Here is an 11784-nt window from a genome sequence, read left to right on the forward strand (position 1 = left end):
TTCTCAATCCTGCTTGGCCGAGGTTTCGACCAACTCCAACACGTAAGGCCCAAGCTCTGCTACGATCCGCGCCACGCCTTCTTTGTTGGGGTGAATTCCATCCGGTTGCATGAACTGCCGGACTGCGTTCGGGTCGCCGTTTGGCTGCAACCCTTCAAAAAAACTTTCTGCAAACACAAGTTGATATGCCTTGGCCAGATCCGGGTACATCGCATCAAATGCCTGCTTGTAATCGACCCCGTAATTCCCCGGTGCCTGCATTCCGATCAGCAAAACCTCTACCTCCGCCGCCTGGGCGGAGGTTACGATTGTCTCAAGGTTCGCGCGCGACACAGCCGGATCGATACCGCGCAACAAATCATTGCCGCCCAGCGCCACAATCATCGCGTCCACGTCAGGTGTCAGTGTCCAATCGACACGCGCCGCGCCGCCGGCCGTCGTATCCCCGGAAACTCCGGCATTGATCAATTGCACATCAGCGCCCTGATCCTTCAGCCACTGATCCAACTGTGGTACGAACCCGTCCTGTTCCGGCAGCCCGTATCCTTGTGTCAGCGAGTCCCCGAGGGCCGCGATGACCAACGGTTCCGCTGTGGCGGCAAAGCCGCAACACGCAAACAGTAAAGCCATCAGAGCCTTGCGCATTTTTTGAACCACTCCATATCCCAAAATGACCGCCTCCTTTTGGAAGTACCTATGACGACACCTGTTCTTTCGCTTCAAAATGCCGCTTTGTCGCTGGATGGCAATGCCGGCCGGGTCAATATCCTGCATGAGATTAACCTGACCGTCGCAAAAGGCGAAACGCTTGGGCTTGTCGGACCGTCCGGGTCCGGTAAATCCTCGCTGCTGATGCTGATGGGCGGGTTGGAACAGGCAAGCGCAGGCAAGATCACAGCCCTTGGCCAGGATCTGACTGGCATGGATGAGGATTCTCTGGCCCGTTTCCGGCGCAATGCTATGGGGGTCGTCTTTCAGAACTTTCATCTGATCCCAACCATGACTGCCCTGGAAAATGTGGCCACGCCGCTGGAATTGGCAGGACACAAGGATGCGTTTCAACGCGCCGCGGCAGAACTTGACGCGGTTGGCCTGTCGCATCGCCGCGATCATTATCCGGCGCAATTGTCAGGCGGCGAACAACAACGCGTTGCACTGGCCCGCGCCGCAGCACCGCGTCCGCAGATTTTGCTGGCGGATGAGCCAACAGGAAATCTGGACGAAACGAACGGCGCGGCGATCGTCGATCTATTGTTCGGCCTGCGCGACAAACACGGTGCCACTCTGGTGCTTGTAACCCATAGTCATAGTCTGGCGCGCAGGTGCGATCGGGTTGTGCGCTTGCGCGACGGGCGGATTTCGGAAGACAGCCAGCAAAAGGCCGCGGAATGAGCCTTCGGCTGGCCGGGCGGCTGGCACGCCGTGAACTTCGGGGGGGGCTGCGTGGGTTTCGCGTTTTCCTCGCGTGTCTTGCGCTGGGTGTCGCAGCAATCGCAGCAGTTGGGTCGGTGCGCCACGCGATCCAGGCTGGATTGGCCGAAGAAGGGGCGGCCCTGTTGGGTGGGGATGCGCAACTGGAATTCACCTACCGGTTTGCTACAAATGACGAACGCGCCTGGATGGACCAGACCGGAACAGCTGTCTCTGAAGTGGTCGATTTTCGCTCAATGGCCGTTGCCGATCAGGACGCTGAAACGCAACGCGCGCTGACACAGGTTAAATCAGTCGACGACACCTACCCGTTGTTGGGATCTCCGGTATTGAAGCCTGCAATGCCCCTGTCGGTGGCTTTAGGGACACATCAAGGTCTTCCCGGCGCGGTAGTGGATCCGTCGCTGATTGACCGGTTGGGTCTTTCCGTCGGAGATCACTTTGCACTAGGGACGCAGGAATTCATCCTGACCGCCGCATTGATCCATGAACCGGACGGGGCGGCAGATGGCTTTGGTCTGGGCCCTCGCACGCTGGTGCGGACCGAAGACTTGCAAGCATCTGGCCTGTTGGCCCCGGGAACTCTGTTTTCCACCAAATACCGCCTGGCCCTGCCATCAGGGACCGATCTACAAGATCTAGCGGTAGAAGCGCGTCAGAATTTTGAGGGCACCGGTATGCGATGGACTGATGCTCGCAACGGAGCGCCGGGGATTGCGGAATTCGTCGGGCGGCTCAGCGCATTTCTGGTTCTGGTCGGGTTATCAGGCCTTGCAGTCGGCGGCATCGGAGTTTCCGCGGCCGTGCGCGCCTATCTGTCCCAAAAGACAGAGACCATCGCGACATTGCGCACACTGGGCGCTGACAAGGCGACAATATTCCAAACTTATATGATCCAAATCGGTGTCCTGTCCGGAATCGGCATCTTGCTGGGCCTTACCTTGGGCGGGTTGCTGCCGCTGCTGCTGGCACCCTTGATTGAAGCCCGGCTGCCTGTACCCGCGGTTTTCTCGTTTTATCCGGCGCCGCTTGCCGAAGCAGCTTTGTACGGCTTACTGACGGCCTTTCTGTTCACGCTCTGGCCCCTTGCCCGCACCGAAGACGTCCGCGCAGCGACCCTGTTTCGGGATGCTCTGACCTCAGCGCGTGCGGTTCCACGAGGGGTATACCTCATCGCAACTGGTTTCGGCCTCGCGCTGCTGATCGCGTCAGCTGCCTGGTTCAGCGGCTCGGCGCGCCTGACGTTCTGGACCGCCGGAGGGTTGGTGAGCGCGTTGCTGCTGCTGTCCGCTGCGGCCTATGCGGTGCGCCGGCTGGCTCGGCTTAGCGCCCCATCAGCGCGCGGGCGTCCGGCCCTTCGGTGGGCCTTGTCGGCCATTTCCGACCCGCGAGAGGGCGCTGCATCCGTTGTACTGTCTCTGGGTCTTGGGCTTTCGGTTCTAGCGGCCGTTGGACAGATCGACGGCACCTTGCGCAATGCAATTTCCGGCAACTTGCCGGACGTTGCCCCGTCTTACTTCTTCGTCGACATCCAGAAGGACCAGATGCCGGGATTTAATGACAGGTTGACCACCGACCCCGGCGTCAGCCGGATCGAAAGCGCACCGATGCTGCGCGGGATCATCACACAGATCAACGGCAAACCCGCCCGCGAAATGGCAGGCGATCATTGGGTTCTGGATGGCGACCGGGGCGTCACCTATTCCGTCCGTCCGCCCGAAAACGCACGCATCACCTCGGGCGAATGGTGGGCCGATGACTATACCGGTACGCCACAGGTGAGTTTCGCAGCCGAGGAGGCGGAAGAAATGGGCCTGAAGCTCGGCGACCAACTGACCGTGAACATTTTAGGCCGGGACATTACCGCAGAACTCACATCAACGCGCGAGGTTGATTTCTCGAACGCCGGTATGGGCTTTATCATGTCGATGAATCCATCGGCCCTTGCAGGTGCCCCGCACAGTTTCATCGCGACGGTCTATGCCGAAGAACAGGCCGAAACGGAAATTCTGCGCGATTTGGCCGGGAAATTCCCCAACATAACGGCGATCCGGGTGCGCGACGCGATTGACCGCGTTTCGGGCCTGCTGGCGGGCATCGCAGCGGCCACGTCTTATGGCGCGGGTATTTCTCTGCTGACCGGCTTCTTGGTCCTCATCGGTGCTGCCGCGGCCGGGGAACCCGCGCGCCGATATGAGGCCGCGATCCTCAAAACACTAGGCGCGGACCGGCAGCGCATCCTGTTCAGCTTTGCCCTGCGCGCCGCGCTGTTGGGTACGGCCGCAGGTGGCGTTGCGCTGCTGACCGGCATCCTGGGTGGGTGGGCCGTTGCCACCTATATTTTCGACACGAAATTCTCGGTGATCTGGCCGTCCGCAATCGGAATTGTTCTGGCGGGCATCATCGTGACGCTTGGCGCGGGGCTGATCTTTGCTCTGCGACCCCTGGCCGTCCGCCCAGCCCGCATCCTGCGTGCCAGCGATTAACCGGCGCGCGCGCAGGTAACCGGTTGCAGTATCTGCAGTAAAGGATCGTTGTCGCAGATCAGGGCGTCGAGCGTGATCTCGTCCAGTGAGGCATAGAAGACCTCAGCCGCGTCCTGAAGCGCCATCCGCAATCGACATGCATCCGTCAATGGGCAGGTGTTGTCGGCATCCGCAAAACACTCGGCCAGCGGCAGGTTGCCTTCGACATCACGAAACACCGATCCGATCCGGATCTGTTCGGCCGAACGCGCCAGAACCATACCACCGTTACGACCGCGTTGGGTGCTAAGATAGTCCAACTGGCTAAGCTGATTGATGACCTGCGCCAGATGGTTCTCGGAAATATTGCAGACTTCGGCAATCTCGGACTTGGTAACCAGCCTATCCTGATGAGCTGCACAATACATCAGCAGCCGTACCGCAATGTTCGTCCGTTTGGTTATCCGCATCGTGACCTCCCAAATTTCTAGATGCAGACTTATTGCATGTCTGGCCAAAAAGCGGTTTGACATACATCAATCGTCAGGAAAGGACGCACCGGCCCATGGCAGATCCCTATTTCTTTGGCTACGGCAGCCTTGTGAACCTTTCGACTCATGACTTTCCCGATCCGCATCCTGCCCGGCTAAAAGGCTGGCGACGCGCGTGGCGACACACTGACCTGCGACCGGTCGCCTTTCTGACGGCAGTTTCGGACCCTGCGTCCGAGATCGAAGGCATGATTGCACATGTGCCGAAAAATGATTGGATCGCGCTAGACGAACGAGAGTGGGCCTATAGCCGAATTCCCGCCACACAATCCGTCACGCACCCGATAAAGCACGAGGTCGAGATTGCCGTCTACGCTGTGCCTCTTGACCGGCACAACGCTCCAAGCAATCATCACCCATTGCTACTGAGTTACATTGATGTGGTCGTACAGGGATACCTGCGCGCATTTGGTGAAGACGGCGCAGGTCGTTTCTTTGCCACCACAGATGGATGGGATGCACCAATCTTGAACGACCGGGCCGAGCCCCGATACCCGCGCCATCAGCAGTTGAATCCGGTTGAGACCGAATTCGTGGATGATCATCTCAGCCGTCTCTCAGCCCGGATTGTGCAGAACGCATAGAAAAAAGGCAGGATCGAACGACCCCGACTTTCCTCATTCTCTGCAATACGTTCAAGCTTTTGCGCGGATCACCTGCAGCAGTGGCAACAGAGTGGCCATCTCAGGCCCCCGCTCCATGCCGGTCAGCGCCTTGCGCAGCGGCATGAACAGCCCTTTGCCCTTACGGCCGGTCGCTTCTTTAACCGTGCTGGTCCATTTGCCCCAGGTTTCGCCATCGAACGATCCTTCAGGCAGCAGCGCCATAGCCTCGGCGATAAACTCACGGTCCTCATCCGCGATCAGCGGCTCAGCCCCATCGCGACACAGTTCCCACCAGCCCTTGAGATCAGCCAAAGTGGTGATGTTCTCGCGTGCCATCGCCCAGAAGGGTTCGGCCAGATCGGCAGGAACACCAGCATCAGCCACGGCCTCGGCCACGTCGGCCAAAGGCAGGGACTGCAAATGCTTTGCCGTCAGCGGGAACAGGTCCTGCACATCGAACTTGGTCGGCGCGGCCCCAAAACGGTTCACATCGAAGCCTTCAATCAGTTCCGTCATTTCCGAGCGCAGCTCAACCGGGTCGGATGAGCCCAGACGCGCCATGAGGCTCAGCAACGCCATCGGCTGCACGCCCTGTTCACGCAGATCACGCAGGGCAAGCGTGCCCAACCGTTTTGACAGGGCCTCTCCTTGAGGACCGGTCAACAACGAGTGATGCGCAAAGCGCGGGCAGGTACCGCCCAGCGCCTCGATGATCTGAATCTGGGTCGCGGTGTTGGTCACATGGTCCGAGCCGCGTACCACATTGGTGACGCCCATTTCGGTGTCATCCACCACCGACGCAATCGTATAGAGAACCTGACCATCGCCCCGGATCAGAACCGGATCGGACACGGATGCCGCATCGATCGAGATGTCGCCCAGAATGCCGTCATTCCACTCGATCCGCTCGTGATCCAGCTTGAAGCGCCAGACGCCGCTGCCGCGCTCGGCCCGCAGCGCCTCTTTCTCAGCATCCGAGAGGTTCAGCGCGGCGCGGTCATAAACCGGCGGCTTGCCCATGTTCAGTTGCTTCTTGCGCTTGAGGTCCAGCTCGGTGGGCGTCTCAAACGCCTCATAGAACCTGCCCATCTTGCGCAGCTTGTCTGCGGCTTCGGCATAACGGTCCAGACGATCCGACTGACGCTCAACCCGGTCCCAATGCAGACCCAGCCACTCCATGTCCTGTTTGATGGCGTCGACATATTCTTCTTTCGACCGCTCAGGATCGGTGTCGTCGATCCGCAAGATGAACGTGCCGCCGGCCTTGCGGGCGATCAGATAGTTCATCAGGGCGGTGCGCAGGTTGCCCACGTGGATGTAACCGGTGGGCGACGGGGCAAAACGGGTGGTTGTCATAGGTGTCTCCTGTTGGCGCGGCTCTTGTCACAGGATTGGCCAATTGTCCAGCAAAGGCGTTCAGGTCGGCTGGACCGGCCAGTGCCGATCCAAGTCCTTTAACCCGGCGCAAATCAGTTCAGACAGAACATTCCTGTCAATATCCGCCAGCTTGTTCACATAGAGACAGGACTTGCCCAGCTTGTGTTTACCCAATCTGGACAGAATATCCCCGAAATCTGCGTAGCCGGGCATGATGTAGATCGACAAAGCCGTTTTGCGCGGGGAAAACCCGGTTGCCAGAAACTCTCCTTCGCGCCCGGACTTGTAGCGATAATGGTAACGACCATAGCCCACAATCGACGCCCCCCATATAACAGGTTCAAACCTGGTCGCGTGCCGAAAGAGGGCATCCAACACCCGCGCATCATCTGCCTTCTTCGCCGGTTGAATTGCCGCCAAAAAGCCCTCGACGCTTTGCCCTGTGGGGGCGGTTTTATTCCCAGATCGCGCCATTAACAAAAATTAACACGTAATGTTCATCCACGCAGCCCATTTGATTTGTGTATAAACTGGCAAGAGACTTGCGCAGACCTAAACTCACTGAATGCCGTTCTGACAGGGAGAACCAATATGACCATCAAATTGACACGCCGCGCGGCACTGGGTACCGCGGCAGCTTTGCCCTTCGCTGCCGCCGCAGCGCCGGTTCTGGCAGCCGGAGCCGAAGCCAAGGCAAACTCAACCATCGCCAAATCCTTTGCGTTGGGCGATTTCACCGTAACGACACTGCTGGATGGCAGCCTGCCACGCGATGGCGCCCAGGAAATCTTTGGCGGCGGAGCGTCAGATGAAGACTTCGCGAAAGTCTCAGCAGACAATTTCATCTCACCGGATGTCGCGCAGTTCTTCTTTACCCCGACTCTGGTCAACACCGGGTCTGAGCTGGTCCTGTTCGACACGGGGTTGGGGCAAGGTGGAATTCAGGCGGCATTGGCCGATGCAGGTGTGACACCGGATCAAATCAATGTCGTCGTCATCACCCATATGCACCCCGACCATATCGGCGGCATGACCACCAATGACGCGCCGACCTTCCCAAACGCGCGCTATGTCACCTCCTCTCCGGAATATGACTTCTGGGCGGCGCAGGACGCAGGCAATCGTGTCGGAGATCTGGTCGCGGCCAAGGTCACACCTTTGGCCGAGAAGATGACCTTTGTTGAAAATGGCGGCGAAGTCTCGTCGGGTATCACCGCTGTTGCAGCTTATGGCCATACGCCTGGCCACACGGTGTATCATCTAGAAAGCAACGGTCAGCGTCTGGTTTTGACCGCCGATCTAGCCAACCACTATGTCTGGTCCTTTGCCCATCCCGAATGGGAGGTTCGCTTTGACATGGATAAGGCCGCAGCCACGGCGTCGCGCCGCGACGTGCTGGGCATGCTGGCCGCCGACAAGGTTCCGATGATCGGCTATCACATGCCATTCCCGGCGGCTGGCTTCGTTGAACCCCGTGGCGATGGGTTCCGCTTTGTGCCAGTCAGCTATCAGATGATGGGATAGTACCCTAGTATCCCGGGTCCGGCCGCACCTTTGAACCATCCGTAAATCGGGACAGGCGAAAGGCGGCCGGATCAACGCATGGCGTCGTTTCACAAACCAGATCGGCCATTAAACGCCCCGCTCCGGGGCCGATCCCAAATCCATGACCTGAAAACCCCGTGGCGATGAACATCCCTGGCATGGTATCGACTGAAGATATTACCGGAATGGCGTCCGGGGTGACGTCGATCAAGCCTGCCCAGCTTTGAACGATCTCTGCCTGCTCCAGCACCGGGAACCCTTTGCGCGCGCGCGCCCATGTCCGCCTCAGGACCTTGGCCGAGGGCTCAGGATCCAGCACACGGCAATGTTCGAATGGCGTGACGTCGGTGTGTAACCATGTTCGGTCCTCACCGGCCTCTGCCGCCCAGCGTTTGGACAGCCTGAAACGCAAGGATCTCCATTCCTGTCGGAACGCCGGAACAAACTGAAGCGCAAGCCGAAAACTATCCGGGACAATATCAACCGTATTCTCGTGCCCGGATGCAATTGTATAACCGCCATCGGCCCTTTTTCGCATCGCGAAGTCATCTGACCATATTGCTGTTTCCGGCCCATTCACCGGTGAAGTGCGTAAGACCGTGTTGAGAACCTTAAGCTGTGGCAGGTCAATCCCCGCATTGCCCGCAAACAGCCGCGACCACGCGCCTCCGGCAAGAACCACCCGTGCACAGGCCACCCGGCCACGTTCGGTAAACACACCTGAGACATAACCGTTCTCGACATCAACGCTGCGCACAGCGCAGTTGGTCATCAGGCACGCCCCTTTGTCTCGTGCGGCTTCAGCGATCGCAGGGGCGGCCCATTGCGGTTCAGCCCGTCCATCCTGTGGCATGTGCAGGGCAACTTTCAACCCCGATTGATTGTCGGGCAGCAAGCCACCCAGTTCAGCACCCGAAACCATCTGAGCGCCAGTGTGCAGACCTTCAACATGGCGCATCCAGCGTTCAAGTTTTGCATGATCCCGCTTCCCCGAGGCGCCAAAAAGGATGCCGGAACGCGCAAATCCGGTTTGGCGCCCTGTGCGTTGATCCAGATCCTGCCAGATCTGCTGCGCTTCTAGCATGAGCGGGATTTCCCGAGGGTCCCGCAGCCCCAAACGCACCCATCCCCAGTTTCGCGAACTTTGTTCGCCCGCAATATGGCCTTTTTCGCACAGCAAGACTGACGCGCCCCGCTCTGACAGCTCTAAAGCTGTTGATGCGCCGATGATTCCGCCGCCTATGACCACAACGTCAACAGACTTGGGCAGATGCAGATCAGGTTCTACAGGAGTTGGTTTTGGACCGGGCATCCGCCGCTCTTACTTCATTGCTCGGACTGCAATGAATGCGCGGTATCAGGCAATAGGCAACATACCGCCTGATGCATGGATCACAATTTTCACAAGCTGTGGTTATAGTGCCAGAATGATCTCTGGCACTGTTGGATTCAACAGGTCCAGGCCGTTAAGCCGCGCCGCAGAGTTCAGCCCACTTCTGACGCAATGTGGCTGTCAATCCGGCATCGTTGCCGGCCAAATCTTCGCCCATGCTTTCTTGTGAAGGCAGCTCAGGCAGAACCGAAGAGGCCACAGATTCCGCTGGTTCCGATTTTTGCTCTGACGACATCTCAGCCCCCAAAAGGTCGGCAATGGCAGAATCAACCTGATCTTCGTCTAGTTCATGACCCTTGGTTTCCATCGAACGCCACGGAAGTGGCGAGTGGAGTGGTCTATCGTATTGCTCACGCATTTTCACACCAAATCGTTAACACAGACACGCAATTCACGATGCGTAACAAACAAAACTCGATCATAAACATCGAGCCACTTAAGAATGCGCCGCATCTGCCCCACATGAGGCGGCAATTAAGCTAAAATGTGTCAGAAAAATGTCCTGATTTCAAGCGTGTTAAACGGCCTAAGCCGAATCTAGATGTGCACTGTCCCCGCCACAGGGACAATGAATAAAAGCGCGCTCTCAAGCACCCTTTTTGGAAACGATCGGAGACTTAAAAAAATACGCGTGGTTTCAGCTCAAGACCGATCACGCCAACGATTCACAATCGGGTATCTGCGGTCCAGCCAGAAGGCTCGCTTGGTCAAGCGCGTACCTGGTGCGGACTGAAACCGCTTATATTCGCTGATATAGATCAGATGCTCTACGCGACGGGCGACATCTGCTTCGAATCCTGCTGCTTCGCAATCAGCGATCGAGCCATCGCGGTCGACCAGGATTTCCAGGATCGCGTCCAGTTCCGGGTAGTCCGGCAGGCTGTCACTGTCTTTCTGGTCTTCGCGCAGCTCAGCACTGGGGGGTTTATCAATGACCGACGGTCGGATCACCTCACCTTCGGGGCCCATCATCCAGTCACGGTGATTGGCATTGCGCCAGCGGCATGTTTCGAACACGCGCGTTTTATACAGATCCTTGATCGGGTTATAACCGCCATTCATGTCGCCATAGATGGTCGCGTAACCAACAGCCACCTCGGACTTGTTGCCCGTGGTCAGCAGCATTTCGCCAAACTTGTTCGAGATCGCCATCAGCAGCAAACCGCGCAGGCGGGATTGGACGTTTTCCTCGGTCAAATCCGCCTCGCGGCCCGCAAACAACGAGGCCAGAGTGTCTGTCACCGCCGCCCGACTGTCCGAGATCGGAACATAGTCGTAATGCACGCCCAGCGCCTTGGCGACAGCTTCAGCGTCATCCAGCGAGGCCTGGCTGGTGTATTCCGACGGCAGCATCACGCAACGGACGTTTTCCGCACCGATTGCATCAACAGCAATTGCCGCGACCAACGCCGAGTCCACTCCACCCGATAGCCCCAACAACGCCTTTTTGAACCCGGTCTTGCCCATGTAATCGCGCAGGGACAGGACCATGGCACGATAGTCCTGCTCCCATTCATCCGGCTGCGGCACAACTTCAGCAGGCATAATACGCCAACCCTCATCACCGCGCTCCAAATCGACATGTGTTACGGCCTCATCAAAGACCGGCATTCGAAAAGCCAGTTCTCCGCCCGGATTCAGGCCGAAAGTCGCGCCATCAAAAACCTGATCGTCCTGACCGCCCACCATGTTCAGATAGATCAGCGGCAGGCCGGTCTCGACCACACGGGCGACCATATGGTTCAGGCGCACATCATATTTGTTGCGGAAGTAAGGTGAACCATTGGGGATCAGCAGAAACTCGGCCCCGGTCTCTTCCAGTGTTTCCGAAACATCCGGGTGCCAGCTGTCTTCGCAAATCGGGCTACCGATCCGCGAGTTGCCAACCGAGTACGGCCCCCCCAAAGGGCCCGCGTCGTACAGGCGCACCTCGTCGAACACGGTTTCATTCGGCAAGTGATGTTTCAGCACCTTGCTGCCGATGCGACCGCCCTTGAGGATCAGGTAGGCATTAAAAAGCTTACCGTCTTCCGTCCACGGACCGCCAATTGCTATGGCGGGTCCATCGGCACATTGCGCAGCCAGCGACTGAACCGCCGCCATGGCCGCTTGATGGAACACCGGCTTCATCACCAGGTCCTGGGTGTTGTAACCGGTAATGAACATTTCGGGGAAAGCCACAAGGTCGGCACCAGCTTCGCGTCCCTGCTCCCACGCCGCAAGCGCCTTGTCCAAATTGCCTTGGATGTCCCCAACAACGGGATTGAGTTGTGCCAGAGTAATGCGGAAACGGTTGGCCATGCTGCCCTCTTGCCCTCGTCAGTCCTAATGCCATTTAGCAGATCGCACCGCGAGTGAAAGTCAAATGCGGCAAAACACGTTGCTCTGTCCGCACGGGTATCTTAGTTTTGCTTTAA

General features: G+C 58.2%; 11 protein-coding genes. 4 read left to right on the forward strand and 7 right to left on the reverse strand.

Annotated features, from left to right (window positions below):
- Positions 1-3: 3 nt before the first annotated feature.
- The gene (locus tag QMP16_RS10985) at positions 4-645 is read right to left on the reverse strand and encodes an arylesterase (RefSeq protein WP_282152416.1); all 642 of its coding nucleotides are present in this window, start codon (positions 643-645) and stop codon (positions 4-6) included.
- 51 nt (positions 646-696) lie between these two features.
- On the opposite strand from QMP16_RS10985, the gene QMP16_RS10990 reads away from it, so the two are divergent.
- The gene (locus QMP16_RS10990) at positions 697-1392 is read left to right on the forward strand and encodes an ABC transporter ATP-binding protein (protein WP_113792130.1); all 696 of its coding nucleotides are present in this window, start codon (positions 697-699) and stop codon (positions 1390-1392) included.
- On the forward strand, positions 1389-3917 hold the full coding sequence (locus tag QMP16_RS10995) for an ABC transporter permease (protein ID WP_282152417.1): 2529 nt from the start codon (positions 1389-1391) through the stop codon (positions 3915-3917). The genes QMP16_RS10990 and QMP16_RS10995 overlap by 4 nt, the downstream gene beginning before the upstream one ends.
- On the opposite strand, the gene QMP16_RS11000 is transcribed toward QMP16_RS10995, so the two are convergent.
- Positions 3914-4366 (reverse strand): RrF2 family transcriptional regulator, encoded by a 453-nt coding sequence (locus tag QMP16_RS11000; RefSeq protein WP_109312998.1) that lies wholly within the window; start codon positions 4364-4366, stop codon positions 3914-3916. The two genes, QMP16_RS10995 and QMP16_RS11000, sit on opposite strands and share 4 nt — an antisense overlap.
- Positions 4367-4461: 95 nt before the next feature.
- On the opposite strand from QMP16_RS11000, the gene QMP16_RS11005 reads away from it, so the two are divergent.
- Positions 4462-5031, forward strand: a complete 570-nt coding sequence (locus QMP16_RS11005) for a gamma-glutamylcyclotransferase family protein (protein WP_282152418.1) — start codon at positions 4462-4464, stop codon at positions 5029-5031.
- Between the two features lie 51 nt (positions 5032-5082).
- On the opposite strand, the gene gltX is transcribed toward QMP16_RS11005, so the two are convergent.
- The gene (gene gltX / locus QMP16_RS11010) at positions 5083-6408 is read right to left on the reverse strand and encodes a glutamate--tRNA ligase (protein ID WP_282152419.1); all 1326 of its coding nucleotides are present in this window, start codon (positions 6406-6408) and stop codon (positions 5083-5085) included.
- Between the two features lie 60 nt (positions 6409-6468).
- On the reverse strand, positions 6469-6903 hold the full coding sequence (locus tag QMP16_RS11015) for a DUF1801 domain-containing protein (protein ID WP_282152420.1): 435 nt from the start codon (positions 6901-6903) through the stop codon (positions 6469-6471).
- 117 nt (positions 6904-7020) lie between these two features.
- On the opposite strand from QMP16_RS11015, the gene QMP16_RS11020 reads away from it, so the two are divergent.
- Complete coding sequence (locus QMP16_RS11020) at positions 7021-7953, forward strand: MBL fold metallo-hydrolase (protein WP_282152421.1); 933 nt, start codon at positions 7021-7023, stop codon at positions 7951-7953.
- A 4-nt stretch (positions 7954-7957) separates the two neighbouring features.
- On the opposite strand, the gene QMP16_RS11025 is transcribed toward QMP16_RS11020, so the two are convergent.
- The 3 genes from QMP16_RS11025 to QMP16_RS11035 form a co-directional block, all read right to left on the reverse strand.
- A complete protein-coding gene (locus tag QMP16_RS11025; RefSeq protein WP_282152422.1) occupies positions 7958-9286 on the reverse strand; it encodes an NAD(P)/FAD-dependent oxidoreductase in 1329 nt (442 codons plus the stop codon).
- Positions 9287-9440: 154 nt separating this feature from the next.
- Complete coding sequence (locus QMP16_RS11030) at positions 9441-9725, reverse strand: hypothetical protein (protein WP_282152423.1); 285 nt, start codon at positions 9723-9725, stop codon at positions 9441-9443.
- Between the two features lie 284 nt (positions 9726-10009).
- Positions 10010-11668 (reverse strand): NAD+ synthase, encoded by a 1659-nt coding sequence (locus tag QMP16_RS11035; protein WP_282152424.1) that lies wholly within the window; start codon positions 11666-11668, stop codon positions 10010-10012.
- Between the last annotated feature and the right edge of the window lie 116 nt (positions 11669-11784).

Origin of the sequence: Ruegeria atlantica (genome assembly GCF_947495585.1) — a bacterium.
Classification (GTDB): domain Bacteria; phylum Pseudomonadota; class Alphaproteobacteria; order Rhodobacterales; family Rhodobacteraceae; genus Ruegeria; species Ruegeria atlantica_G.

What these genes read in the sequence shown, in the direction of transcription:
- QMP16_RS10985 (WP_282152416.1), bottom strand. Translation starts at nt 645, where the DNA reads ATGCGCAAGGCTCTGATGGCTTTACTGTTTGCGTGTTGCGGCTTTGCC.
- QMP16_RS10990 (WP_113792130.1), top strand. Translation starts at nt 697, where the DNA reads ATGACGACACCTGTTCTTTCGCTTCAAAATGCCGCTTTGTCGCTGGAT.
- QMP16_RS10995 (WP_282152417.1), top strand. Translation starts at nt 1,389, where the DNA reads ATGAGCCTTCGGCTGGCCGGGCGGCTGGCACGCCGTGAACTTCGGGGG.
- QMP16_RS11000 (WP_109312998.1), bottom strand. Translation starts at nt 4,366, where the DNA reads ATGCGGATAACCAAACGGACGAACATTGCGGTACGGCTGCTGATGTAT.
- QMP16_RS11005 (WP_282152418.1), top strand. Translation starts at nt 4,462, where the DNA reads ATGGCAGATCCCTATTTCTTTGGCTACGGCAGCCTTGTGAACCTTTCG.
- gltX (WP_282152419.1), bottom strand. Translation starts at nt 6,408, where the DNA reads ATGACAACCACCCGTTTTGCCCCGTCGCCCACCGGTTACATCCACGTG.
- QMP16_RS11015 (WP_282152420.1), bottom strand. Translation starts at nt 6,903, where the DNA reads ATGGCGCGATCTGGGAATAAAACCGCCCCCACAGGGCAAAGCGTCGAG.
- QMP16_RS11020 (WP_282152421.1), top strand. Translation starts at nt 7,021, where the DNA reads ATGACCATCAAATTGACACGCCGCGCGGCACTGGGTACCGCGGCAGCT.
- QMP16_RS11025 (WP_282152422.1), bottom strand. Translation starts at nt 9,286, where the DNA reads ATGCCCGGTCCAAAACCAACTCCTGTAGAACCTGATCTGCATCTGCCC.
- QMP16_RS11030 (WP_282152423.1), bottom strand. Translation starts at nt 9,725, where the DNA reads ATGCGTGAGCAATACGATAGACCACTCCACTCGCCACTTCCGTGGCGT.
- QMP16_RS11035 (WP_282152424.1), bottom strand. Translation starts at nt 11,668, where the DNA reads ATGGCCAACCGTTTCCGCATTACTCTGGCACAACTCAATCCCGTTGTT.